A 23,782-nucleotide genomic window follows, 5' to 3' on the forward strand; every position below is an offset into this window, starting at 1 on the left:
AACGAAGAGCATCGTGAGGAAGACATGTCCACGTACGTAAATCAGGTGAATCGGTCGGACGCATTCGCCGAACAAACGCCGACCGCCCGACCGCAGATCATCTGGCGTGCCCGGTTTTCCATCGTCGGTGCGTCACTGCTGATAGCCGGGCTGACCTGCGTGGTGAGCTCCCTACTGCCCGGCACCTACTCGGCGAACAGCGATGTGCTGGTCTCCAGTTCGTCAACGATGACCAGTGTGGATGCGGTTAGCGGTGCGAACGAGTTGGCAACGCAGTTCGCGCAGTTCGCCCGAACCGCGGTAGTCCTCAACGACGCGGCCGCACGCTCCGGGATCCCGGTCGACCAGCTCTCCGCTAACACCTCGGCCGCCACGGTCGCGAACACGAATATTGTCCGGGTCACCGTGAAGGCGGGTTCCGCTGACGAGTCGAGTAAAGGCGCCCGCGCAGTCTCCGAAGCTTTGGTGGCCCAGACCCAGGAACTCCTGTCCTCCGGCACTAAGACGAACACACAGCAACTGGCCAACATTGACGAACTGCTTGCCAAGGCGAAAGACGACGTCGACCGCCTGAGCCGGGCACTGACCGCCGCGGCCCCTGGATCCTCGCGCGCTCAGGCGGTCAACACTCAGCTGAACAACGCTCAGCAACAGGTGACGGCCCTGGTCTTGAAGCGGATTGATCTGGTCGGCCAAGCCGGCCGGGATACTTCGGGAAGCGCCGTGAAGCTGTCGGCGCTGACCGCGGAACCGATAGCGGCCAAGGTGGCGCCCCAGCCGCTGCTCTACTCCCTCGTCGCTCTCATCGTCTCACTCGTACTGACCACAGAGCTGGCCGTGATCAGCGCCAGACGTCGGCAGAGTGGGCGCCCGTCGGCTGCCCATGACGCCCGAGGCCGCGCCCGGCCGCAGAGTTGACGGCAGTGCAGACAGCCCACGCCATCAGTGCCTGGCAGGAACGGATCGCTGCCCGAACCCCTCTGGGCCCGCAGCAGCTTGCGGTTTTTTTACTGGTCACTCCGTTCTTGATACTCGGCGCCTCGGGCTGGACCGCTCACTTCGCCTTCGCCAACTCCACCATCGTCAAGTACCTGCTGACCATCGCCGCGCCCCTGGGACTAGCCGCGTTCGCACTGGTGCCCCAACCGTTCCTGGTGCTGGTGGCAGCCGTCGTATTGGCCGCGCCGGCGGCCACGCTTGAGGTCAGCTTTTCCGGCGTCAGCCTCACCGCGATCGCAGCTACATGTTTGCTGGCCGCGGTCCCTGTGGTGCTCGGTCTGACCCGGCCGGTCGGCACGTCAGCGCTGGGCCGGGTGTTACCAGTGAGCATCGCTCTCGCCATAATCCCAATGGCGCATGGCGTCCGGATCGGGGAGACCGTCACCGTAGCGGTGACAGCACTGGCCGTCGCCTTTCTCTGCGCCCGCGCGATCCGCCAACGCGGCGGTCTGGCTGTGGTGCTGCTCAGCACTCTCGGATCACTCCTGTTGCAGGCTGTCCTCGCCATCTGGGAGTACCGCACGCGGAAGGAATTCGACCTCTACTCCGGTTCGGCCTCGGCCACCGCCACCAACTACTTCTTTGACTACCAGAGCCAGCCGCGGCCCACCGGAACGTTCTCCGACCCCATTTCCCTCGCAACCGCGTTGGCCGTTGCGATACCCATTGGCCTGGCCATGCTCCATCTCCTCCTCCAGCGTCACCGGTGGCTGCCGGCCTCCGCAGTCGGTATCGCGATCGCACTCATCGGACTCGGCCTCGCCCTGTCTCTCTCCCGAATGGCCACGATCGGGGCGGCGATCTCCCTGGTCGTCGTCATTGCGCTCGTGCCGCGCTGGTCCCGACTCCGGATGGCCCAGATCGTCGGGGGCGCCCTGGCTACTCTCTTGATCGGTGCGCTCGTGGTCGGCGGGCCATCTCTGATCGAACGTCTCTCGTCTATTTCTGATCCCACCGCAACCGGAGTAGCGACCGCTGACGGTGACCGCGACAGGCTTTTCTACTGGAGCGTCGCTGCGGAGACCGGTCTAGAGCATCCAATCGCTGGGGTAGGCGCCGGGCATCTGAACGAGATCCTGATCGCCGACGCGCCGGATGCGGGCGTACACACCCACGCGCATTCCGCATATCTCCAAATCTTCGCTGAAGGCGGGCTGTTGGGCCTAGCCTCGCTGGCACTGCTCGCATTCGGGCTTCTGGTGGACCTGCGCCGGGCACACGCCCACCGCCCGACTTTGACCTCCGGCCTCGCCGGTGCCGTCGTGGCACTCGCTGTAGCCGGTGTCACTGATGTCGTAACCATCAAGTACGTGGCCGTTGCCGCAACCGTCGCCCCGATTCTCGGGATGATCGTGGGTCTGGCTGGGCGGGGGATCGATGAGCGCGACAACTGAGAGCACGGAAAAGATCGCCGGATCGGCCGGGCTCCTAGTGATTCGCAAAGTTGTCGCCTCGGCCCTGTCTGCGTTGTCGGCCATCGCTGTGGTGCGTTCCCTGGGACCCGATCATTTCGGTCAGTACGCGGCAGGTATGGCCACCTACTACCTGTTGACCGCACTCACCGAGTTCGGCTTCGGCCAGGTACTGGGCATGGCAATAGGACGCGGGGCCACGAACGAGGCCCGCTTCGGACGCTTGGTTCTCCGGGTAAGCATCGCGTGGTCGACGGCAGTAGCAGTGGCCGGTGTGGTGGTTGCGGCATTCTTCGCCTTCGGCACGATCCGTGGCGGCACGCTGCTAGTCATGACGCCCGCAGTGGCGCTGGCCGGTACCAGCGTGGTGAGGCAGTTTTTCTACGCCCGGCACGAGATCGGCCGGATGGCGGCCGTCGACCTGAGTACTTCGCTAGTGACAGCGGTGGCCCTCATTGGGCTTGCTTTGACCGGCGCGCCAGCGGTCCTGATCGCGGCCGCCGCATCGGCGATGTCAGTGGTCAACAGTGCCCTGGTGCTCCGCGCTGCCTGGCCGTGGCTTCGCACCGGGCCAGGCGACCAGGTTAGGAGCGGCACGACCGCGCCTCGGCTCTTCCGCGACGCCGTCCCGATTGGGATCGCGTCGTTTCTGGCCACCGCATACGGGTCGATCGACCTGGTGCTGCTCTCCTCGCTGTTCTCGAGCGAGGTAGTAGGGCAATACGCAGGCGCGGTCAAGGTACTGAATATTCTGGCGATCTTCCCTGGGCTCGTTATGTCCATCGCTCTGCCGCAAATCGCCGCCGACTGGAACGACCCGGACCGCCTAGGGCACCTGCTCGCCCGCCTATGGCACTGGTTCGTCGCCCTGGTCATGCCGGCGATCGTGGTTGTCGCCGTGCACGCGACGGACACGATGACAGTGCTCTTCGGTGACGCTTACTCCTCCGCCGGCGACCTGCTGCGAGTGCTCACCATCGCCGCGGCGGCCGCGATGTTCTCGAACCTCTTGGGCGTTGTAGTGATGGCAGCTGACCGGGTGCGCTGGCTGGTAACCCAGAACATCATCGCCCTTGTGCTGAACGTCGCAGGAAACCTGTGGCTCGCGCCGCGATTCGGCATCGTAACGGCGGCATGGCTGACCGTGGCCACCGAGGTGTTCGTGTGCTGGGGATCGTGGTTGCTGCTGCGCAATCGGATCCCTGTCGGTCACCTGCTGCGGGTCAGCCTGCTACCCCTGGTTGCCATCACGATCGCGGTGGTGGCCGGCGCGCTTTTCACCTCGTCGTTCTGGCTCGCCCTGGCGGTCTCGGTGCTCTGTTATCTGGCTGCCATGACTTTAATGCGGGCTTGGCCTGCCGAATTCGTACGCCTGATTCCCGGAATGGCGAGGGTGAGATGAGAGTAGTCCTGGCAACCGACGCTCGAACCGCCGGAGGCGTGGGCCGGCACCTGCGTGACCTCGCGACCGGACTGGTGTCGCGGGGCCTCGATGTGCGCCTCGCCGCTCCGAAGGGCTCCCGGGTGGCCGGCATCGCGGCGGGTATCGGTGCAGAATTCACCGCCTTCGAAGACGGCGTAGAACGTGCCGACATCTGGCACTTGCACCTTGCCGACACCTATCATCGTCAGTCCGTCAGGCTCCTCGGGCTGGCTCGTGTCAGCAGTCGGCGTGTGATCGTCACTGAGCACTTGCCGCGCAGCAACGCATCGGACGACACGCTTACCAACGATCCGCGTACCCCAGGAGCAGCAACGGCCAAGACTGCCTTCAAACGTCTGCAACTCGGGCTGGCGCACTCGGTCATCGCAGTTAGCGAGGCCTCCCGGCGGTTCCTCATCGAGCGGTACGGCCTGTCGCCCCATCGAATCATCACCATCCACAACGGCATCGACATCGAACGGTTCCGCTTCGAAGCCGCCGAAGTCCGGCCGGCAGGGAGGCCGGTCGTGGTGAGCGCGGGCGCGCTGATCCGGCAGAAGGGACATGACGTACTCATCGAGGCGACGGCGCGGTCGCAACGGAACTGGACGGCTGTGATTGCCGGCTCCGGGCCTCAACTCGACAGTCTCCGGTCGTTGGCGGGCCAGGTCGCGCCGGACAGGGTCGAGTTCCGCGGCTGGGTCGACGACGTGCCGCGCCTTATGCGCAAAGCGTCGGTCGTCTGCCTGCCGTCCCGGTGGGAGTCATTCGCTTACGTGGTGTTGGAGGCGATGGCGTTGGCTACTCCGCTGGTGGCCACCAGGGTCGACGGAGTTTGTGAGCTGATCACGGATGAGCGGTCCGGGCTGCTCGTGGACCGGGACGACCCGGTTGCTCTCGCAGCCGCCATCGACCGGAGCATCGATGGGGGACCGTCCGTCGATGAAATGACCGCAAACGCGCTCCAAGATGTCCGCGGCTTTCACTTGGACACCATGGTGGACAAGACGCTCACCCACTACCGGCGCTCACTCGGCCGGCTCGCCATGAGCGGTGGCTGCTGATGACCGCTCCCGAGGTGCTGATCGCCCGGCCAACCGCTGGCGGCGTCGCGCATGTCGGCGCGAAGGTGGTCGGCGAGTTCCGCCGGCAGGGGCGCGACGTGCTCGACGTCCCGCTTGCCGAATCGGCCGCGCCCGCCTGGCGGGGTCTGCTCACCGGGCTGCGAGCCGCTGGGCGCATCCGGCGCGCCGGAGTCATTCACATTGAACTCGGCCGGATAACAACCGGGCCGTTCTGGTTCGCGGTAGTCGCGGTCAGCCTTCGCCGGGACGTGGTGCTCGTGGTGCACGACGCGCCGACCCTAGTGGATGCTCCGGGCGCGGCCGTGGTTCCGGCGCGCCGCGGCTGGCGGGATGCGGTGGCTCACAAGGTCTTCGCCCCGCTGCTGGATCGGCCGGTCACCCTGTACGTACGCCGTCGTGCTGGCGTCGTGGCTGTGCTGAGTGAGGTGGCGGCGCGGCAATCCTCGGCTGCCGGATTCAAGCGGGTGGAGCGGATCAACCACGGTGCCGATCCGGCACTGCCCGGTCCGCTGCCGTCGACGTCCCGGACAGTGGTGTTCGGTGGATTCCTCAGTCCGGCGAAAGGCCTCGAAGATCTCCTCGCCGCCTGGGAAGAAGCGGGCAGCGACCATCAGCTAATGATCGCGGGCACCGCTTCTCGACAGCACGCCGAGTGGGTGGCGCGCCTGCAACGGGAGAGTGCCAAGTTCGCGAATCCGCCGCGCTGGCTCGGCTACCTCGGTGATCAGGAGTTTGCCGAGCTGATTGCCTCCGCATCGGTGGTGGTTCTGCCTTATCGGGCGGCGAACCCGGCAAGCGGAATCCTAGTACGGGCGATGGTGCAGGGCAGGGCGGTCCTCGCAACACGGGTTCCGGCCATGGAATCGCTGGTCACCGACGGGGTGACCGGGTGCCTGGTTGACGTCGGCGACACGGGCGGGCTGGCCCGCGAATTGGCGAACCTGCTCAGCGATCCGACAGCACGCGACCGCCTCGGCGCGGCCGCCGCCGAGGTCGCTGCCGTCAGGCACACGTGGGCCCGTCAGGCCAGCGACTTGGACCGAATTTATGCCGTCGCGGGGGGAACGAAATGAAGATCGCTGTGATCCACAACCTGGTCGAGGGCGGTGCGCGGCGGCGCCTGGCCGAGCAGGTGACGGCGCTCGACGCGGAGGTGGTCGAGTTCACCACCTCGCAGGCCGTGCCGGTGACGGCCCGACCGTACGTGGTGCCGCTGCGCCTGGTGGCACAGCGGCTGCCTGCGGTGTTGCGGCCGCCGCAGCGGGTCCTCGACGTGCGCCGGCTCCGGTCGGTGTGGGCGGAGCTCGGGACCATGGCCGAGCGTTCGGGCGCGGACGTGATCTTTGCGAACCCCGACTCCGTGCTGCGCGGCGCGGTTCCGCTGGGCACTCGGGCCGTGCCGATCATCCGGTACTGCGACGAACCGCGCCGCATCGACTACGAGCCCGCGTTACGGGCCAGCCTGAACCCGCGTACCCGTGCCCTCTACGCCGGGCTGCGTCGGCTGGAACGGCGCACCGACCGGGCCGGCATCGCCGAGGCCAGCCTGCTCGCCACGAACTCGCGCTACACCGCCGCCGGGATCCAGCGGGCATACGGCCGGAACGCCGAGGTGCTGCCCTGCGGCGCCCCGGAACGGATGACGCCCGACGGCTCCCACCCCCGGCACCTGCTGTCGGTCGGCTCGTTGATCCCCAGCAAGGGACACGACCTGGCGATCACCGCGGCCGCGCGGTGCGGCCTCGGGCTCCCACTCGTCGTGGTGGCCTACCGGGACGTTCCGTCCGAACGTGACCGGCTGACCCGGCTCGCCGCTCAGCACGGCGTCGACTTGCGGATCCGTACCGCGGTCGGTGACGACGAGTTGATCAGCCTCTACCGGGCCGCCTACGCCACCCTGTACCTGGCCGCCGCCGAACCGCTGGGCCTGGTCAGCCTCGAAGCCCAGGCGTGCGGCAGCCCGGTCGTGGTCTCCGGCGAGGGCGGGTTGCCGGAGACCGTCGCCGATGGGGTCGGCGGTTTTGTCGTGTCCCGGGACGCCGATGCGGCCGCGGCCGCGCTCGCCCGCATCGCCGAGGACCGGCCCGCGCTGTCGCGGGCCGCCGCTTCCTCCGTCACCGAGCACAGCTGGAAGCTCTCCGCGGCCCGGCTCGTCGCGCTGGCGACCGACCTGGCAGCCCGCAACCCGGTGCGGGCCATCGCATGAGGCATCTCGTCATGCTGGCCAAGAGCACGTGGTCACCCGCCATCCGCCGCGAGCACGCCCTGGCAACGTTGGCCCGGGCCAACGGTGTCGGCGTCGACTTCGTCGAGGCGCCGGCCGACATCCGGCGGTTGCGCGACCGCGGCACCTGGACGGCCGGCCTCCGGCGCGTCCCACCGCGCCGGGATTCCGGTCCGGCCATCGTCTATTCGCGATCGACGTTCGTCCCCGGCCACCGCAACGCGATGGCGACCCGTCTCGACAACGGGCTCCTTCGGCGTACGGTCGAAACGCTCTGCCGTCAGGCCGCGCCCGCGGATGTCGCCGTGGTGGTCAACGTGCCCTGGCAGTGGGGTGCCACCTCGGGCGCCGATGCCCGGCGGGTCTTCGACGCCGCCGACGACTGGAACCTGCTTCTCGACGGCCGACGACCGCACGTCCGAGAGGCGTACGCGCGGATCGCTGCCGAGGCCGACGCGATCGTCGTGGCGAACCCGAAGCTCGCCGCGCTCTTCCCCGGGCGAGAGGTCGACCTCGTGCCGAACGGAGCCCAGTCCGACCTCGTCGCCGGCGCCGGCGTGCGCCCTTCCGGCACCCGCCGCATGGTGTACATCGGCACCCTCTCCGAGCGTTTCGACACCGCCCTGGTCACTGACGTACTCACCCGCCTGCCGGACTGGACGCTCGACCTGTACGGCGAGTTCCGCTACGCCGGGCACGGCGACCAGCCGGCGCCCGAGTTCACCCGGCTGCTGGAGACTTTCCCCGGCCGGGTGACCTGGCACGGCGTCCTGCAGCGGGCCGAGCTCGGAACCGTGCTGGACCGGGCCGGAGTCGCACTGGTTCCGCACCGCTCCCGGTTCTCCCGCGGCCAGTCGTCGATGAAGTTCATGGACTACGCGGCCCGCGGCTGCCCGGTGGTGAGCACCCGGTGGGAGGACGACCTGGAACGGCAGGCGCCGCCTGGGGTGTGGTTCGCGGACACCGCTGACGAGTTCACCGGCGCTGTCCGGGACGCCGACCGCAACGACGCCGGCACCAGCCGTCTCGCCCTGGCATGGGCCGAGGAGCAGACCTGGGAACGCCGGTGGCCGCTCTGGGCCGGCGCGGTCTTCGACGACGTGGCCTCGGCCGGCTGACAGGAGCGACATGGAGATCGACGTTCTGCTCATGACCAACGCGGTGGCGCCGGACAAACTCGGTGGCCTCGAACGTTACGTCCGTGAACTGGCGGCTGCCCTGGTCCGGGCCGGTGTCAAGGCCGCGGTGGTCGGCAAGCGGGTGCTGCCGGACTCGCCGGACACCGAGATCGGCACGGACGGCGTCCGGGTGATCCGGCACGACGTCCCGAGCAAGGCGAGCAGGTCGTTCGCCCTGCAGTACCCGTGGCGCACGTGGCGGTCGATCCGCTCGATCCTCGACCAGCACCCGCGGGCGCTGCTGCACGGCCACTTCCCGCTGCCGATGCTCCCGCTCGCGCGGCCGTACGGATCCGCGACCCGGCCGTTCCTTTACACCCTGCACGCGCCGGTCCACAAGGAGCTGCTGGTCGAGCGGCAGGGCACGTACGCCCTCCCGGGTGTGGTGCAGCGGCCGGTGGTCGGTGCGCTGCGCCGGGTGGAAGCGTCCGTCGTGAACCAGGCCTCGCGGGTGGCCGTGCTCAGCGAGTTCATGCGCGGCCAGGTCGCCGAGCTGTCGCCGCGGGCCGGTGCCGAGGCCATGCTGATCCCGGGCGGCGTGGACACCGCGGTCTTCGAGCCGGGCGGAACTCCGCACCCGGAGCCGCTGCTCTTCACCGCGCGCCGGCTCACCCCGCGTACCGGGGTGACCGAGCTGATCGCCGCGATGACCGCAGTCGTCGCGAAGCATCCCCGGGCGCGGCTGGCGATCGCCGGTGACGGGCACCTGCGCGGCCGCATCGAGGCCGACATCGCCGCGCTCGGCCTGACCGGCAACGTGCAGCTGCTCGGCCGGGTCAGCGACGAAGACCTGCTGGCATGGTACCGGCGGGCCACCCTGACTGTGATGCCCACCACCGAGCTGGAGGGCTTCGGCCTGACCACCGCGGAGTCGCTGCTTTGCGGTACCCCGGTCCTGGTGACACCGGTCGGCGCCAACCCGGAGCTGGTCGCCGACATGGATCCACGGTTCGTCACCGCCGGTGCCGACCACGCCGACATCGCCGAGGGCATCATCGCCCTGCTCGATTCACCCGCGACTCTCGCCGAGGCACGCCGCTCGCTGCCCGGCGCGAAGGCCACCCACTGGTCCTGGGACACCGTCGCGGCCCGGCACATCGACTGGTACGAGGAAATGCGCCGATGAACCCCCGCCTGCAGATCGTCACACCAGTGTTTCCGCCGGCAGTCGGCGGCATCGAATCGCTCGCGCTCGGGCTGGCCGACCGCTGGGACGGACCGGTGGAGATCCTCGCCCTGGAGGAACCGGACTCACCGGAGTGGGATGCTGCTGCCGCGTACCCCGTGCATCGGGTGAGCAACGTCCCGCGCGGCGGCCGCCGCGCGATCGCCCGGCTGACCCGGGCCGCGCTGCCCCGGGCCCGGCGCTTCCGCCCGGACATCGTGCTCAACATGCACGTCCGGTGCGGATACGCCGCCGCGCTCGCGAAACTGCCCACCGGCGCGGTGTGGCTGCAGTACTACCACGCCAAGGAAGTGCCGACCTGGTCCCGGGAGACCCGGCTCTGTGCCCGCCGCGCTGACCAAGGCATCGCGGTCAGCCGGTACACCGCATCGCTGGTCCGCTCGGTCGCGCCGGAAGCCGGTCCGCTCACCGTCATCCCGCCCGGCATTCCGGAGCCCGCGCAGGTTGTCGGCGCCACCCGCCCGGACCGGCCGACACTGCTCACCGTGGCCAGGATTAACGACCCCTACAAGGGCCACGACGTGGTGCTCGACGCCCTGCCGATGATCCGCGAGAAGGTGCCCGGTGTTCGCTGGATCGTGGCCGGCGCCGGCAACCGGCTCGGGTGGCTCAGCGATCAGGTACGGACCCGCGGCCTCGGCGCCAACGTGGAGCTGCTCGGGCTGGTCGACGACTCGGAACGCGACCGGCTCCTCGCCACCAGCGACGTCTTCCTGCTGCCCAGCCGCACCAGCCCGGACGGGCGGGCCGGTGAGGGCTTCGGCATCGTCTACGCCGAGGCCGCCGCGGCCGGGCTCCCGATCGTCGCGGGCGACCATGGCGGCGTCGTCGACGCGGTGCGTGACCAGGTCAGCGGCCTGCTCGTGAACCCGGCAGACCCCCGGCAGGTAGCCGACGCGGTGATCGCCCTGCTGACCGACGACGCCCGGCGGGCCCGGATGTCGAGCGCCGCGCAGGCCTGGAGCGAACAGTTCCGGTGGCACCGGGTGGCACGGGCGTTCCAGGAGTTGGCACTCAGCACCTACGAGCGAAAGGGCTGACACGTCATGGTCGCTGTTCTGCACGTCACCCAGCCGACCACCGGCGGGGTGGGCCGGGTGGTTCTCGGCCTGGCGAGGGCTCAGGCTGACGCCGGGCTCGACGTCACCGTCGCCTGCCCGGCCGGCCCGCTCGCCGGGAAACTGGCGAACGCCGGGGTGCGCTGGGAACGGTGGGAGTCCGACCGGCAGCCCGGGCGCAGTGTCGCGGCGGAGATGGGCGCGCTCGACCGGATCATCACAGCCGGCCGGCCCGACCTCGTGCACCTGCACTCCAGCAAGGCCGGGCTGGTCGGGCGGCTCGCCGTACGCGGCCGCCGGCCGACCGTCTTCCAGCCGCACGCCTGGTCGTTCCTCGCCGCCACCGGCAAAGCGCGCTTCGCGGCGATCCGCTGGGAGCGGTACGCGACCCGCTGGACCGACCTCACCCTGTACTGCAGCGGACACGAGCGGGCGGAAGGCATCGCACACGGCGTGGCCGGTCCCGGGCGGCTGGTGCTCAACGGGGTCGACTTGGACCATTTCCATCCGTCCACCGAGCCGGAACGGCAGGCCGCCCGCGATGCACTGGACCTGCCCGCTGACAAGTTCGTCGCCGCAGTCGTCGGCCGCCGGTCCGAGCAGAAAGGGCAGGACATCGCCGTACAAGCCTGGCGCCGGATTCGCGCCGCAGAGCCGAACGCGATGCTGTTGCTTGTGGGCGACGGCTACCGCGATGCGCGTGATTCTAGAGCCGGCGTGGTGACCCGGGCTGCCCGCGAAGACGTACGGCCGGTGTTCCAGGCGGCTGACATCATGGTGTCGCCATCGCGCTGGGAAGGTTTGTCGCTGTCACTGCTAGAAGGCATGGCGGCCGGTCGACCTACCGTCGCCACCGACGTAGCAGGCAGCCGGGAAGCTCTGTTGGACGGCCCGCTCGCGCCGGGCGGCACCGTAGTGCCAGCCGCTGACGAGGATGCACTCACGGAGGCAGTTCTCATGCGGCTGCGGCGTCCCGACCTTACCGCCCGAGAGGGAGCCGCAGCCCGGCGGCGGGCTGAAGCGGCCTTCAGCGAGGCCGCTACAACCGACTCAGTGGTTGAAGCATACCGGCTGCTACTGGCCCGGCTTTGAGTTGCCGTGAGCTGGATTGCGTGAACTCGGCACCGTCGCTGCTTCCACGAAAGAAGCCACATCACCTGCGGCTACCTCGCTCTGCAACCCGGCCGCTGCGGTATGGGCGACCCCGGGTCTCGACGACGATCTCCCTGAGGCGACTACAGGAGGGACTGTGAAATCGGTTCCGGACACGTCCGGTAAAACCGCGACCGCGGTCAGGTCAGCGACAGCCGAGGCGGTTCCCACGCACGGACGGCGCAGACACGGCCTTGCCGTTGCCTTGAGCCTGTATACCCTGCTGCGTGCAATCAATTTCGCCACTCTGGCAATAGCCGCCAACATCCAGCACGAGGATCTGCGCGGACTATTGCTGGCCTTTGATGCTACTTGGTATGCAGACATTGCGGTTAACGGCTATGACGACGTTGTGAAGGCAGACTCAAACGGATTGCTCAAGCAAAGCAATCTCGCCTTCTTTCCACTCTATCCGGCTTTGACAGCGGCAGTGAAATCAACACTGCACGTCGACGTCGGTGCGGCGCTTCTCATGGTCGCCAATGTTGCCGCTTTCGCGGCGGCCGCTGCCTTATACGCTATCGGCTCGCACATCCGCAGCCCGCGTACCGGCATCCTGCTAGCGGCTCTGTGGGCAGTCACCCCCCACGCGATGGTCCAATCCATGGGGTACAGCGAATCCGTGTTCACCGCTTTGGCCGCCTACGGACTGTTCGCCCTCCTACGGCGCCAGTGGCTTACTGCAGGCATCCTCACACTGCTGGCCGGCTTGACCCGGCCCACTGCAGCAGCCCTCATCGCGACTGTAGTACTGGTCGCCTTGTTGGCCGTATGGAGGAAACCAGTTCTGTGGCGCGCCTGGGCCGCCATACTGCTGGCGCCACTGGGCCTAGTCGGTTTTATGACGTGGGTCGCCGTCCGTCTCGGTCGGATTGACGGCTACTTCTACGCACAAAGCCAGGCATGGAACATGTCATTCGACGGCGGCTTCTATACGGTACGGTTCTTCGTTTACTCATTCGTACGTAGCTCCTTCTTGGGCGGCTCGGCGCCATTCGAATACGCCGAGGTCAGTCTTGTCTTAGCGGCCGCTTCGCTGCTCCTGTTCGCGGCGGTCCGCGCTCGGGTGCCGTGGCCGTTGCTCTTGTACGCCGCAATCTGTCTGATCGTCGCCTTCACGGGCGCAGGCTTCTACTGGTCGAAGGCCAGGATGCTCGTGCCTGCGTTCCCGCTCCTACTCCCTCTTGTCTTCTGGAGCGAGCGAAGCAGGCTGAGGATCGTCCTGGTAATCACACTGTTGACCGTGATGTCAGCATTCCTGACCGTCTACTTGAGCCTGCATTGGAAACATTCCTTTTAACGGAGCCGGCGGCATTCGTAACCCACTTACAAGCCCTCGAAGAAGGCTCAATCACCACATGATCATCTATTCGCCGGCGGGATTCTGCGATGCCCGCAAGCCACACTGAGCCATTCCGCGCAAGCGACTACTGACGGTCACGTGGTTCGGTCGTGCTCGATGTGGAGGATGACCAGCGCGGCGGCGACGATCTTCCCGATCCGCGAGGGGTTGAGGCTGATGTTGCGGAGGGCTTTGAAGGTCATCTTGAGTAGGGAGTTTCCGCGTTCGCCGATGGCGCGCAGGCTGTTGTGGGCCTTGTTGAGCTGTTGCTGGATGGGGCTGAGCTTGGCGTTCTTCGGTTCTTGAACGCGACGGTGATGGTGTCGGAGTCGCCTTCGTAGCCAAGGTCGCCGAGGGTGCGCATGTCGGCGCCAGCAGCGGTGAGGACGGGCAGGATCTCGTCGTGGGTGCGTAGTGCGGTGATGTCGTGTTCACGGCCGGGTCGCACGTCGGAGGTCCAGATCGGCCAGCCGTCGGGCACGGTGACTACCCGGATGTTGCCGCCGTGGTTGTCATGTTTTCCCGACCACCAGAGGTCGACGCCGACCGTGGGACCCGGTGTTTGACAGCGGTCGGTCTCTACGAGGATCCCGTCGATGTTCACGTGGTCGTGACCGGCGGCCTTGGTGGCGAGTAGCGCGCCGTGCAGGCTCGGGGAGCGACCGGCGCCAATAGGCTCGCTACATGCAGTAACCGAGATGTTGCTCGGAATGCCTCATTGCACGGAAGAGTCCCGACAGCGCGAGATCGGCGATCTGGTGATCTACTCACTCCCGAACGCCGCCGACCGTTTCTCGGCGTCGTCCTGACTCGGTATCCCGGACGACGGGGATGAGTGTGATCAGGAGACGAGGCTACGGGTGATTGTAGTAGCGGAGGACCATGAGGACATCCGGTACGTGCTGAAACGCTCTCTGGAACGGGCCGGGCACCGGGTTGTCGCGGCGGCGGACGGAGCGGCAGCGCTGGCTGCGATCCGGGAGCACCGGCCGGATCTGGTGGTCACCGATGTCGACATGCCGTTCATGACCGGGCTGGATCTGTGCCGGGCGATCCGGGCGGACGATGATCTGCGGCACATTCCGGTGGTGGTGGCCAGTGGGTCGCTGCTGCCAGGGGACGGCCGGGCCGAGGATGCCGGGGCGTCGGCGACGCTGCTGAAGCCGTTCGTGCCCGCCCAGCTGCTGGCGTTGATCGCGAAGCTGCTGCCGGCCTGAGCGAGTCCGGAGAGACGGCTCAGTCGCGGCCGTGGGCTCGGGCGTGCCGCCAAATCTCCGATTCCTCCAGGGACGGTGGCGGGCCGCCCATGCCGGGCAGTTGGGCGGCATTCATGATGGCCGCACGCTCGGCGAGCGCACGCTCCAGTGCGGCACGGACCGCCTCGTCATCGGCGGAGGTATCCGAGTCAGCCGAGCCGGCGGCGGAAGCAGCGGCGGCGGAGGCCGAGCCGGCCACTGAGGCAGCGGCGTCGGGAGACGCGGCGGAGGCCGCGGGATCGGCGGAACTGCTGGTCACGATGGACTCCTCAACAGGATCGGGTACCGGCGGAAGGATCGCCGCCGGGAGGGTGAAGTGGAAGCGCGTACCCCCGCCGGGGTTGTCGGCCACGCCGATGTCGCTGCCGTGACGTTCCAGGATGCGCTGGCAGATGGCCAGGCCGAGGCCGGTTCCGGCGTAGCCGGCGGCTTCCTCGGTGCGGTGGAACGAGTCGAAGATCCGGGGTTTCTCGGCGTCCGGAATGCCGATGCCCGAGTCGGCGATCTCGATTCGCACCCGGCCATCCGCCTCGGCGGAAGCGGTCACCGAGACCTGGGGCACGGTGCCGGGACGGACGTATTTGAGGGCGTTGCCGACCAGGTTGTCCAGGACGTGCCGCAGCATGCCGGGGTCGGCCTGGACCGGCGGCAGCGGGCCAACCGTCACCTGCGGCGCCGGCTGGTCGTCGCGCAGGTGCGCGACCCGCTCCTGGACCACGTCGCGGACCAGGGCGGAGAGGTCGACCGCGGTCAGGCGCAGCGGGGCGTGCCGGGCCGTGGTGTACGCGAGCAGCGTCTCGATCAGCGTGTCCATCCGGTCGACGACCTGCACGATCCGGCGGACCGAGTCGCGGGCGTCCGCGTCTTCGGGGAGGTCGTCGAGGGCGAGTTCGGCGTGCCCGCGGGCCACCGCCAGGGGCGCCTTGAGGTCGTGGGCGACCACCCCGGCGAAGATCGACAGGTCGGTCTCGTAGCGGCGCAGCGCGGTGATGTCGCGGAAGACGGCGACGGCGCCGTGCTGGCCGGCGCTGACGTCGAGCGGCCGGCCGTCGATGCTGATCAGGACGCCGTCGGGGCGGGCCGGATTGCGGATCACCGCTTCCACCCCGTCCGCCGGCTCGCCTCGCAGCGCGCGGATCAGCGGCATCTCGTCGAGCGGGAACGGTGTCTTCCCGTCCGGCCGGAACATGCCGTAGTGCTGCTGCCATTGTTCCGGCTGGTCGTTGTCGTCGTTGATCCCGAGCAGGCGTTTGGCGGCCGGGTTCTGCAGCAGGAACCTACCGGTGTCGTCCACCATGCTGACGCCGTCGCTGATGCTGCTGAGCACGGCGCCCAGCAGGCCGGCCTGCCGGCGGCTACGTTCCTCGGCCGCACGCAGTTCGCCGGTCGCGATCTCCACCTGTGTGCGGGCCCGGGCCCGGCCGGTGGCCAGGACGAACACCAGCCAGGCGAGCAGCAGGGACAGGGCGCTGCCGAGGGCGAGGGCGATGGCCGGGAGGTGGCTGCCGGCGCCGGGCAGCCGGCCGGTGTCGGCCCGGGTCACCAGCGTCCAGTACCGCTCGCCCATCGCGAACTCGTCGTCGCGGACCAGGTCGGGTTCGCCCGCGACCGGCCGGTCGACGATCGTGACCTGGCTGCCGTCGCTGTTGTGCGCGATGAGGCTGCCGGAGAGCTGGCCCTGGCTGGCAGTATCCAGGATCTGAGCCAGGAAGTCCTGTCCGCGCAGGGCGAGCACCATCCAGCCGCGGAACTCGGGGATGTTGGCGCGGGTCCAGATCGGCGTGGCGAAGACGAACGACTGCTGACGTTGCCCGGCGGGGACGTCGCGGTCCTGGAGCAGGAAATAGGTGTCCGAGACGGCGGTCGTGTGGATCCGCCGGGCGTCGTCCAGCACGTCGGTCAGTTCGGTGGCGGCCCGCAGGTCGGTGCCGCTCGTCGGGGTGCCGGTGTCGCTCAGCGCCCGGATGAAGATCGGGAAGTAGTGCTCCTCGGCGTCCCCTTGCGGCCGCAGTCGCAGGCCGCTCGCTCCGCGAGCACGCCAGAGGCGTTCCGCGGCCGGGATCTCTTCGGTGCGGACCGGGACGACGTACGCCACCGCAGCCGCCCCGATCAACCGGGCGTCCGCCAGCGGTGAACTGGCCACGTCGAAGTCGTCCCAGGTCAGGTCGTCGTCGGTGGAGGAGCCCGCGGCGAGGGATTCGAGGAGCGCGCGGTACCGGCTGATCTCGCCCTGCACCGCGCCGAGCGCCATGGCGTGCCGCTGGTCCATCACCTGGTCGGCCTTGTCCCGCTGCGCCGAACGGAGGCCGGCCGCCACCGTGGCCGCGGTGACCAGCCCGATGATCAGTACCGCGACGGCGAGCAGCGGGCCGGCAACCCGCCGCTCTCCGTTCTGGCGTCCCTCCACCATATAGAGCGTAAGCCGCAAAACGCCCCCGCCGACCGGGGTTCGGCCAACGGGGGCGAGGTTGCCCTGCTACTTCCAGGTGTTGAAGCGGTACAGGTCGTAGGTCTTCATGATCCCGGTGACCTTCGAGACGTACTTGGGGTCGGTGGCGTACCCGGCCTTCCAGACCTGGTAGATGAACTTGTCGGCGTCCTTGGTGTAGGCGAACGCCGGGGTGTAGCGCTTGTTGTTGCGCAGGAAGTGCCCGTGGTCGCGGAACGAACTGGCCATCGAGGCGTAGGTGCGGAACGCGTCCGACGTCGCGAAGCACTTGCCGGCCTTGTCGCACTCGTTGGTCTTGTAGACGTGGCAGCCGGTGGCGTGCGGACCGTAGTAGCCGCTCTGGCATTTGATGCCGAAGTAGTTGCGGTCCGTCGCCGACAGGCTGCTGCGCCCCCAGCCCGACTCGAGGATGGCCTGGGCGATGGTCACCGACGGCGGAACGCCGTACTGGCGCCAGCCATGCTGGGCGCCGGGCGCCGCGGCCTTGATGAACTGCTCGGGCGTCAGCACGGGGGCCGGCGTGGGCTTGGCGGGCGCCGGCTTGGCCGCCGGGCACGCTTTCACGGCAGAGGAGACGACGTACGCGTGGGAGATGTACTTCCCGTCGCTGAGCCGGTCCCACTGGTTCGTGGTGCGCACAGTGCCCTTGACCTTGGTGCCGGTCACCGAGCAGGCGATCTTGAGCGCGGCCCCGTTCGCCATCTTGCGGGACACCGTTCCGGTGGTTCCCGGGCCGGTACGCACGTTGACCGCGCCGTCCGAGCTGCGGACCTTGCCGGTCACGTACCCCGTGGAGCTGACCGCCGGCTTGCAGGCCGGGATCTTCGCGCTGGTCCGCACGTAGCTGTGTGAGAGATAACGTCCGTCGGTCAGCCGGTCCCAGACCGCCGTGGTGCGGACCTTTCCACGGATGGACTGTCCCTTCACCTGACAGGCAATCTTGATCTTCTGGCCGTCCCGGAGCGTTCCGACGATCTTGGACGAGGTCGAGGGTGCGGAGCGGACCTTCAAAGTTTTGCTGACGTCGACGGTTGCCGTGTAGCCGGCCGCGTACGCCGCGGCAGGCGACAGACCCACCCCGGTCCCGGCGGCGAGCACCAGCATGGCACTGGTGAGTAGTCGTCGGGTGCTGTGCCTCATGAACTGTCCCCTTCGTTCCGTAGGCGTCGAGAACGAAGATCCGGTTCCGGCGTTGCGCCGATCGGGCCCGGCAGGGTGCGGATACGTTGCGGTGCGTGGGACCGTTGTGGCGTACGCGATCGGGGTGCTTGGAAATCAGGCGGATGGGGAAAGCCGTGTCGTCATGACAGCCGTCGCGCCGCGCCCGACCCGGCCCGCCGCCACCCGGGCCCACACCCCGCACCGGAGCACCTGGCACACCGTCACGCCACTGTTCGTCGCGATCGCCGCGGCCGTCGGCGCGTACGCGGTACACCGGGTGTTCGTGGGCACCGCACTGGGACAGCTCGTGGACACCGCCTCGATGCGGGGCGGCGACGTGGACCATCCACGGGTGACCGAGGTGCTCACGCGTACGCTCAATGCCACTCAGCTCGCCGGCCTGGCCCTGGTCTGCCTGCTGGCGGCGGCCTTCGGCGCGCTGCGCCGCCGCCTCGACCTCTCGATCGCCGCCGCGGTGCTGGTGATCGGCGCGAACGTCACCGTCCAGCTGCTCAAGGCCGGCCTGTCCCGGCCGAACCTGGACGACTTCCCGGCGCCCAACTCGTTCCCCAGCGGGCACACCGCGGCCGCCGCCAGCGTGGCGTTCGTGCTGGTCCTGGTCTTCCCGCGGGCGCTGCGCGGCACGGTCGGGCTGATCGGCGCGGCCTACGTGGCGATCGTCGCGGTGGCCACCGTGTGGGCCGAGTGGCACCGGCCGAGCGACGCGGTCGCCGCGCTGCTGATCGTGCTGGCCTGGGGCGCCCTGACCGCCTGGGTGGTGCGCCTGCGCCGCTCCGGCGAACCCCGGCCGCTGCACCTGCCGAACCGCCTGGTCATGGTGGTTCTGGCGGGTTCCGGCCTGATCACCGCCGCGGTGACCCTGTGCTGGTTGTTCGCGGTGGCCCTGTCCGAGGGCGGCCTGCCGGACCTGGTGTCCGGGCGGTTCGCCTTCCTCACCGGCGCGGCGGGCATCGTCGCCTCCGTGGCCGGAGCGTTCATCATCTGGGTCCGGCTCACGGCGGTCGAACCGCCGGCCGGCCGGCCCGTCCAGGGAGGCACGAAATGACCACCACCCCCGCCGACAACACACCCCCCCGGAGTGCCGCCCGGACCGGCCGGCGTTCCGGACCTGCCGGCCAAGACCGCCGGTGCGACCGGATTCACCGGGCCGACCGTCGTGGTCGGCACCTATCCCGAGTACGCGCTGGCTCAGCAGGCCGTCGACACCCTCTCGGACAACAAGTTCCCGGTCGAGCGCACCTCGATCGTCGGCACCGACCTGCGCCTGGTCGAGAACGTGCTGGGCCGGCTCACCACCGGCCGGGCGGCGATCGCGGGCGCGGCCAGCGGCGCCTGGTTCGGTCTGTTCATCGGCCTGCTGTTCGGCCTGTTCAGCGACTCCGGGTGGTTCGCGGTCATCCTGACCACGGTGCTGATCGGCGCGGTCTGGGGCGCCATCTTCGGGGCCATCGCGCACGCCGCGACCGGCGGCCGGCGCGACTTCACCTCGCGCAGCTCGCTGCAGGCTGCCCAGTACGCGGTGCTCGCCGACGCCGAGGTGGCCGAGCAGGCCCGGCAGCTGCTGGTCAGCATCAACTGGCGGGCCAGCGGCGCCCAGTGAGACGGCGAAGGAGCCGGGGTGCGGCGCACCCCGGCTCCTTCGTGTGGTCCCGTCCTAGTACTCGCTGTCGAGCTGGCTGCGCAGCTTGGTGAGGGCCTTGGTCAGCAGACGCGACACGTGCATCTGCGAGATGCCGATCTGCTCGGCGATCTGCGACTGGGTCAGGTTGCCGTAGAAACGCAGCGTCAGGATCTTCTGCTCCCGCTCGTCCAGCGTCGCCAGCGCCGGGCCCAGCGCCACCCGCGTCTCCGCAATCTCGTACTCATGGTCCTCGCCACCGAGCGTGTCACCCAGCTCCGTGTTCCCATCAGCACTGATCGGCGTCGACAACGACGTCGCGTTGTACGCCCGCGCACCCTCCAGACCCTCGAGGACATCCTCCTCGCTGATCCCCAGATGCGCCGCGATGTCCGGCACCGTCGGCGAACGCCCCAGCGAGTGCGTCAACGTGCTGTTCGCCTCGGTGATCGCCAGCCGCAGCTCCTGCAGCCGCCGCGGCACCCGCACCGACCACGTGCGGTCCCGGAAATGCCGCTTGATCTCCCCGATGATCGTCGGGATCGCGTAGCCGGCGAAGTCCACACCACGCTCGGGGTCGAACTTGTCGACCGCCTTGATCAGACCCACCGTCGCGGTCTGGATCAGGTCATCGGTGGGCTCGCCACGCCCGGAATAGCGGTGCGCGAGATGACGCGCCAGCGGCAGCCACGCCTCGATCGCCCGGTCCCGGATCCGGGAACGCTGGTCCGGCGGGGCGGTGGTCAGCAGGTCCAACAGGTCGGAGGCGGTCGCCTCCGGTGAAACGTCGATAAGGGTCACGCCAGGTCCTCCATCAGCGGGCAGAGAGCCGTGCCCGCGCGCGGCGACCGTTCCATAGATGCAACGCTAACCGAGAAGACGATCCTCGACTAGCCGAAAGTATGAGTGACGTTGCGTGAATGCGGGAACTACAGAGCGAGTTCATCCTATGGTGTCGACCGCCCGTAGTCTCCGGAGCGCGCGTTTTGTTGTCGGTGGGGCGTGGTAGACACCAACCGGTGAAGCTCTCGAGCGGAAGAACGGAAAACGGATGACCATCCTCGGCATCGACATCGGCGGCTCCGGCGTGAAGGGCGCACCGGTCGACACCGTGCGCGGCGAGCTGCTCGAAGAACGATTCCGCGTGCCCACCCCGCAGCCCGCCGACGTGGACAGCGTCGTCGAGGCCGTCGCCGAGGTGGCCGGGAAGTACGCCGGCATTGAGCGGGTCGGCATCACCTTCCCCGGCGTGGTGGTCGACGGCGTGACCCGCTCGGCGGCCAACGTCGACAAGTCGTGGCTCGACGCGCCCGCCGCCCGCATCTTCGGCGACCGTCTCGGCATGCCGGTGACCGTTCTCAACGACGCCGACGCGGCCGGTGCGGCCGAGGTGGCGTTCGGCGCCGGCCGCGACCAGTCCGGTCTGATCATGATGCTGACGTTCGGCACGGGCATCGGCAGCGCGCTGTTCCTCGACGGCGTCCTGATCCCGAACACCGAGTTCGGTCACGTGGAGCTCGACGGCCGCGACGCCGAGCTGCTCGCCTCCGACCGGATCCGGGAGAGCGAGGAGCTGAGCTGGGAGCAGTGGGCGCCCCGCGTCGAACGCTATCTGCGGCACGTCGAGATGCTGCTGTCGCCGCGGCTGTTCATCATCGGCGGCGGAGTGAGCAAGAAGTCGGAGAAGTTCTTCCCGCTGCTCGACATCCGTACCCCCATCGTCGCCGCCACGCTGCTCAACAACGCCGGCATCATCGGCGCGGCGGTCAGCGCCGAGCAGGCCGCAGCCGGCCCCGGGCCGCAGGACCCGGGCGCCATCCAGGTGGACGCGGCCGCTCAGGCCGACCGGGACTGAGGGGTACGGGGTATGGCGCGCACCATCGCGACGAACAACCGGGTCGAGCGGGCGGAACTGATCGAGTTCCTGCGCCCCCGGCACCACGCGATCCTGATGACCACCCGCAAGGACGGTCGGCCACAGTCCTCGCCGAACACCTGCGGGGTGGACACCGAGGGCCGGATCGTCATCTCCAGCTATCCCGAGCGGGCCAAGGTGGCGAACATCCGCCGCGACCCCCGGGTCACCCTCTGCGTCCTCTCCGACGAGTGGAACGGCCCGTGGGTGCAGGTCGACGGCACCGCCGAGGTGATCGACCTGCCGGACGCCGTGGAGGCCCTGGTGGAGTATTTCCGGTGCATCTCCGGTGAGCATCCGGACTGGGACGAGTATCGGCAGGCCATGCGGGAGCAGGGCAAATGCCTGATCCGGGTGACGATCGAGTCGTGGGGCCCGATCGCCACCGGCGGATTCCCAGCCCGGCTCGCTGACTAGGGCGCCGGCCGGCCCGGGTGAGCCGGCCGGGCTGGGCGGGCTGGGCGGTCAACCGCGCCGGGCCGGCCGGGTCAGCCGCGCTGGGCCGGCCGGGGGTCAGCCGCGCCAGGCCGGCCGGGTCAGCTGCGCCAGGCGGTGAGGTTCTCGGTGGCGGTGCGGGTCAGCGACTCCACGACCGAGCGCTCCGACGGAACGGACTCGTAGCCGCGTGTCTCGACGAGCGCGACCGCGTCGTTCACCCGGACCGCCGCGATGTAGGTCCGGCGCCGGTCGCCGCTCGGCGTGCCGTCGTCGTTGTAACCCGCCGTGGACCGCTCGACCAGCAGCGACTCGTCCCCGAGGTCCATCGCGCCGAGACTGCGGAACGTGGCCGGCCGGTCCCCCAGCTTGCCCTCCGGGCAGGACCGGACAGCCGCGCCCAACTCGTCGAGGAACTCCTCGGCCCCGTCGGCGCGGTAGACGGTGACGGTGTTCAGGATCGTGTCGCTCGGCGTGTAATCCGGGCTGAGCTCCGGCGCCCGGTAGAGCAGCCGCACAGTGCCGCGGATCGCCACGTGGTCCTCGCTCGGGTAGGAAGCGGCCGGGCACAGTTCCGGGGGCGGCTGGCCGCCCTCGAACCGGTAGAACTCGCCGGTGTTGCTGTCGGCCGCCCGGAGCATCGCCTGGTCGGGGACCTCCGCCGGAATTTCCGGGGTGCCGGCTGAGGGCGATGACGGGCTTTCCGGGGCACCGGACGTGGGCGACGACGGCGGCGTGGATGAGGGCGGCACGGACGAGAGCGGCGTGGATGAGGGCGGCACGGACGACGGCGCCGGAGATGACGGCGCGGTTGAGGGGGCCTGGTCCGCCGGGTGGGCGGGCTCTCCCCCGGCCAGCGCGAACCGGGTGCCGACCGTGGCGCCGGTGGCCAGGATCGCCACCACGACCAGCGCCGCGGCGGACTGCAGGGCGGTGCGGCGCCCGGCCCGGCGGCGCAGCTCGGCTGCCGGGGCCAACCGGGCCCGCTCGGCGTCGCGGCTCAGCGCGGCGTAGGCGCGTTCCAGCTCATTCGACATCGGTGGCCTCCTCCAGACGCGCCGCGGAGTTCTTCGGGGCGGCCGGCGGGGCCGGCGGCCGGGAACGGTCAGACGCCGCAGCCGGCGGCCGGGGATCGTCGTAGGCAGCGGCCGACGGAGCCGGCGGCCTGGAACGGTCAAAGGCCGCAGCCGGCGGCCGGGGATCGTCGTAGGCGGCGGCCGACGGAGCCGGCGGCCGGGAACGGTCAAAGGCCGCAGCCGGCGGCCGGCGGTGGTCGTAGGCAGCGGAGCGGGGGCCGCGCGGGGCCGGGGCCGGGTCCGGCGCCGACAGCAGGGCGGCCAGTTCGCGCCGGCCGCGGTGCAGCCAGGAGGTCACGGTGCCGACCGGGACGCCGGTCTCCTCGGCGATCGCGGCGACCGGCAGGTCGAAGAGGTAGTGGAGGGCGAGCGCCTGCCGCAGATGTTTCGGCAGGCGGCGCAGGGCGGCCGTCACCACCACGGTGTCGTCGGCCGGTGGCCGGGCCGGTTCCGGTGGTCCGCTGCGGCTCAGCGCCGCCCACCAGCCACGGACCCGGCGCCGGCGGTCGGTCGCCAGCCGGGCGATCACCAGCCGGATCCATGCCTCGGGCGCCGGATGCGCGGACACCGTGCGCCACTGCCGCCAGGCCCGGGTGTACGCCTCCTGCACCAGATCCTGGGCCTCCGCGAGGTCCCCGGTCAGCGCGTAGCCGTAGCGCACCATGCGCCCGGACGTCCCCCGGTAGAACTCGTCGAACCCGGACGGGTCCTTCATCAGTTCCCTCGATCCGCTCGTCGTCTGTGCACCGGTAACGGACCGCGGTCCCCCGATGCTGCACGACTGCCGGAAAT

The 23,782-nt window shown here is 69.4% G+C and carries 21 protein-coding genes and 1 pseudogene; 16 read left to right on the forward strand and 6 right to left on the reverse strand.

The window, feature by feature from the left end; genetic code table 11:
- The first annotated feature begins 24 nt into the window (after nucleotides 1-24).
- The 11 genes from OHA21_RS23300 to OHA21_RS23350 all read left to right on the forward strand — a co-directional run bounded on the left by OHA21_RS23300 (nucleotide 25) and on the right by OHA21_RS23350 (nucleotide 13,017).
- Complete coding sequence (locus tag OHA21_RS23300; RefSeq protein ID WP_328476966.1) at nucleotides 25-918, forward strand: hypothetical protein; 894 nt, start codon at nucleotides 25-27, stop codon at nucleotides 916-918.
- A 5-nt stretch (nucleotides 919-923) separates the two neighbouring features.
- Nucleotides 924-2,393: an O-antigen ligase family protein gene (locus OHA21_RS23305; RefSeq protein ID WP_328476968.1), complete on the forward strand. Its 1,470-nt coding sequence runs from the start codon at nucleotides 924-926 to the stop codon at nucleotides 2,391-2,393.
- Nucleotides 2,377-3,813 carry an oligosaccharide flippase family protein gene (locus OHA21_RS23310; protein ID WP_328476970.1) on the forward strand — a complete coding sequence of 479 codons (1,437 nt, stop codon included), beginning with the start codon at nucleotides 2,377-2,379 and terminating at the stop codon, nucleotides 3,811-3,813. Before OHA21_RS23305 ends, OHA21_RS23310 begins: the two co-directional genes overlap by 17 nt.
- Nucleotides 3,810-4,898 carry a glycosyltransferase family 4 protein gene (locus tag OHA21_RS23315; RefSeq protein WP_328476972.1) on the forward strand — a complete coding sequence of 363 codons (1,089 nt, stop codon included), beginning with the start codon at nucleotides 3,810-3,812 and terminating at the stop codon, nucleotides 4,896-4,898. The genes OHA21_RS23310 and OHA21_RS23315 overlap by 4 nt, the downstream gene beginning before the upstream one ends.
- A complete protein-coding gene (locus OHA21_RS23320) occupies nucleotides 4,898-5,992 on the forward strand; it encodes a glycosyltransferase family 4 protein (RefSeq protein ID WP_328476974.1) in 1,095 nt (364 codons plus the stop codon). Before OHA21_RS23315 ends, OHA21_RS23320 begins: the two co-directional genes overlap by 1 nt.
- Nucleotides 5,989-7,125 (forward strand): glycosyltransferase family 4 protein, encoded by a 1,137-nt coding sequence (locus OHA21_RS23325; RefSeq protein ID WP_328476976.1) that lies wholly within the window; start codon nucleotides 5,989-5,991, stop codon nucleotides 7,123-7,125. Before OHA21_RS23320 ends, OHA21_RS23325 begins: the two co-directional genes overlap by 4 nt.
- Nucleotides 7,122-8,261 carry a glycosyltransferase family protein gene (locus OHA21_RS23330; protein ID WP_328476978.1) on the forward strand — a complete coding sequence of 380 codons (1,140 nt, stop codon included), beginning with the start codon at nucleotides 7,122-7,124 and terminating at the stop codon, nucleotides 8,259-8,261. Before OHA21_RS23325 ends, OHA21_RS23330 begins: the two co-directional genes overlap by 4 nt.
- 10 nt (nucleotides 8,262-8,271) lie before the next feature.
- Nucleotides 8,272-9,447, forward strand: coding sequence for a glycosyltransferase family 4 protein (locus OHA21_RS23335; RefSeq protein WP_328476980.1), 1,176 nt, complete (start codon nucleotides 8,272-8,274; stop codon nucleotides 9,445-9,447).
- On the forward strand, nucleotides 9,444-10,547 hold the full coding sequence (locus tag OHA21_RS23340) for a glycosyltransferase family 4 protein (RefSeq protein WP_328476982.1): 1,104 nt from the start codon (nucleotides 9,444-9,446) through the stop codon (nucleotides 10,545-10,547). The genes OHA21_RS23335 and OHA21_RS23340 overlap by 4 nt, the downstream gene beginning before the upstream one ends.
- Nucleotides 10,548-10,553: 6 nt before the next feature.
- A complete protein-coding gene (locus OHA21_RS23345) occupies nucleotides 10,554-11,657 on the forward strand; it encodes a glycosyltransferase (protein ID WP_328476984.1) in 1,104 nt (367 codons plus the stop codon).
- A 157-nt stretch (nucleotides 11,658-11,814) separates the two neighbouring features.
- On the forward strand, nucleotides 11,815-13,017 hold the full coding sequence (locus OHA21_RS23350) for a hypothetical protein (protein ID WP_328476986.1): 1,203 nt from the start codon (nucleotides 11,815-11,817) through the stop codon (nucleotides 13,015-13,017).
- A 137-nt stretch (nucleotides 13,018-13,154) separates the two neighbouring features.
- On the opposite strand, the pseudogene OHA21_RS23355 reads toward OHA21_RS23350, so the two are convergent.
- A pseudogene (locus OHA21_RS23355) lies at nucleotides 13,155-13,726 on the reverse strand (HARBI1 family protein); the annotation flags it as partial.
- A 193-nt stretch (nucleotides 13,727-13,919) separates the two neighbouring features.
- Here OHA21_RS23355 and OHA21_RS23360 point away from each other — a divergent pair.
- Complete coding sequence (locus OHA21_RS23360) at nucleotides 13,920-14,276, forward strand: response regulator (RefSeq protein WP_328476988.1); 357 nt, start codon at nucleotides 13,920-13,922, stop codon at nucleotides 14,274-14,276.
- Between the two features lie 19 nt (nucleotides 14,277-14,295).
- On the opposite strand, the gene OHA21_RS23365 is transcribed toward OHA21_RS23360, so the two are convergent.
- Nucleotides 14,296-16,725: an ATP-binding protein gene (locus OHA21_RS23365; protein WP_328476990.1), complete on the reverse strand. Its 2,430-nt coding sequence runs from the start codon at nucleotides 16,723-16,725 to the stop codon at nucleotides 14,296-14,298.
- 66 nt (nucleotides 16,726-16,791) lie between these two features.
- Nucleotides 16,792-17,904, reverse strand: a complete 1,113-nt coding sequence (gene gsmA / locus OHA21_RS23370) for a sporangiospore maturation cell wall hydrolase GsmA (protein ID WP_328476992.1) — start codon at nucleotides 17,902-17,904, stop codon at nucleotides 16,792-16,794.
- Between the two features lie 163 nt (nucleotides 17,905-18,067).
- Here gsmA and OHA21_RS23375 point away from each other — a divergent pair, with 163 nt between their 5' ends.
- Nucleotides 18,068-18,991 carry a phosphatase PAP2 family protein gene (locus OHA21_RS23375; protein WP_328476994.1) on the forward strand — a complete coding sequence of 308 codons (924 nt, stop codon included), beginning with the start codon at nucleotides 18,068-18,070 and terminating at the stop codon, nucleotides 18,989-18,991.
- Between the two features lie 33 nt (nucleotides 18,992-19,024).
- The gene (locus tag OHA21_RS23380; RefSeq protein WP_442875128.1) at nucleotides 19,025-19,546 is read left to right on the forward strand and encodes a general stress protein; all 522 of its coding nucleotides are present in this window, start codon (nucleotides 19,025-19,027) and stop codon (nucleotides 19,544-19,546) included.
- Nucleotides 19,547-19,600: 54 nt separating this feature from the next.
- Here OHA21_RS23380 and OHA21_RS23385 read toward each other — a convergent pair whose 3' ends face one another.
- Nucleotides 19,601-20,365 (reverse strand): RNA polymerase sigma factor SigF, encoded by a 765-nt coding sequence (locus OHA21_RS23385; RefSeq protein ID WP_328476996.1) that lies wholly within the window; start codon nucleotides 20,363-20,365, stop codon nucleotides 19,601-19,603.
- Between the two features lie 250 nt (nucleotides 20,366-20,615).
- On the opposite strand from OHA21_RS23385, the gene ppgK reads away from it, so the two are divergent.
- Together ppgK and OHA21_RS23395 are read left to right on the forward strand one after the other, a co-directional pair.
- On the forward strand, nucleotides 20,616-21,419 hold the full coding sequence (gene ppgK / locus OHA21_RS23390; RefSeq protein WP_328476998.1) for a polyphosphate--glucose phosphotransferase: 804 nt from the start codon (nucleotides 20,616-20,618) through the stop codon (nucleotides 21,417-21,419).
- 12 nt (nucleotides 21,420-21,431) lie between these two features.
- Nucleotides 21,432-21,896, forward strand: coding sequence for a PPOX class F420-dependent oxidoreductase (locus OHA21_RS23395; protein ID WP_328477000.1), 465 nt, complete (start codon nucleotides 21,432-21,434; stop codon nucleotides 21,894-21,896).
- Nucleotides 21,897-22,015: 119 nt separating this feature from the next.
- Here the strand turns inward: OHA21_RS23395 and OHA21_RS23400 are convergent, their stop codons facing one another.
- Both OHA21_RS23400 and OHA21_RS23405 read right to left on the reverse strand, forming a co-directional pair.
- Nucleotides 22,016-22,951, reverse strand: coding sequence for a hypothetical protein (locus OHA21_RS23400; protein WP_328477002.1), 936 nt, complete (start codon nucleotides 22,949-22,951; stop codon nucleotides 22,016-22,018).
- Nucleotides 22,941-23,705 carry an RNA polymerase sigma factor gene (locus tag OHA21_RS23405; RefSeq protein WP_328477004.1) on the reverse strand — a complete coding sequence of 255 codons (765 nt, stop codon included), beginning with the start codon at nucleotides 23,703-23,705 and terminating at the stop codon, nucleotides 22,941-22,943. The genes OHA21_RS23400 and OHA21_RS23405 overlap by 11 nt, the downstream gene beginning before the upstream one ends.
- Between the last annotated feature and the right edge of the window lie 77 nt (nucleotides 23,706-23,782).

This window comes from Actinoplanes sp. NBC_00393, assembly GCF_036053395.1.
In the GTDB taxonomy this organism is placed as follows: domain Bacteria; phylum Actinomycetota; class Actinomycetes; order Mycobacteriales; family Micromonosporaceae; genus Actinoplanes.

Coding starts and splice junctions, on each gene's coding strand:
- OHA21_RS23325 (WP_328476976.1), top strand. CDS start 5,989: ATGAAGATCGCTGTGATCCACAACCTGGTCGAGGGCGGTGCGCGGCGG.
- OHA21_RS23330 (WP_328476978.1), top strand. CDS start 7,122: ATGAGGCATCTCGTCATGCTGGCCAAGAGCACGTGGTCACCCGCCATC.
- OHA21_RS23310 (WP_328476970.1), top strand. CDS start 2,377: ATGAGCGCGACAACTGAGAGCACGGAAAAGATCGCCGGATCGGCCGGG.
- OHA21_RS23375 (WP_328476994.1), top strand. CDS start 18,068: ATGACAGCCGTCGCGCCGCGCCCGACCCGGCCCGCCGCCACCCGGGCC.
- OHA21_RS23400 (WP_328477002.1), bottom strand. CDS start 22,951: ATGTCGAATGAGCTGGAACGCGCCTACGCCGCGCTGAGCCGCGACGCC.
- OHA21_RS23365 (WP_328476990.1), bottom strand. CDS start 16,725: ATGGTGGAGGGACGCCAGAACGGAGAGCGGCGGGTTGCCGGCCCGCTG.
- OHA21_RS23335 (WP_328476980.1), top strand. CDS start 8,272: ATGGAGATCGACGTTCTGCTCATGACCAACGCGGTGGCGCCGGACAAA.
- OHA21_RS23320 (WP_328476974.1), top strand. CDS start 4,898: ATGACCGCTCCCGAGGTGCTGATCGCCCGGCCAACCGCTGGCGGCGTC.
- OHA21_RS23315 (WP_328476972.1), top strand. CDS start 3,810: ATGAGAGTAGTCCTGGCAACCGACGCTCGAACCGCCGGAGGCGTGGGC.
- OHA21_RS23340 (WP_328476982.1), top strand. CDS start 9,444: ATGAACCCCCGCCTGCAGATCGTCACACCAGTGTTTCCGCCGGCAGTC.
- OHA21_RS23405 (WP_328477004.1), bottom strand. CDS start 23,705: ATGAAGGACCCGTCCGGGTTCGACGAGTTCTACCGGGGGACGTCCGGG.
- OHA21_RS23395 (WP_328477000.1), top strand. CDS start 21,432: ATGGCGCGCACCATCGCGACGAACAACCGGGTCGAGCGGGCGGAACTG.
- ppgK (WP_328476998.1), top strand. CDS start 20,616: ATGACCATCCTCGGCATCGACATCGGCGGCTCCGGCGTGAAGGGCGCA.
- gsmA (WP_328476992.1), bottom strand. CDS start 17,904: ATGAGGCACAGCACCCGACGACTACTCACCAGTGCCATGCTGGTGCTC.
- OHA21_RS23300 (WP_328476966.1), top strand. CDS start 25: ATGTCCACGTACGTAAATCAGGTGAATCGGTCGGACGCATTCGCCGAA.
- OHA21_RS23345 (WP_328476984.1), top strand. CDS start 10,554: ATGGTCGCTGTTCTGCACGTCACCCAGCCGACCACCGGCGGGGTGGGC.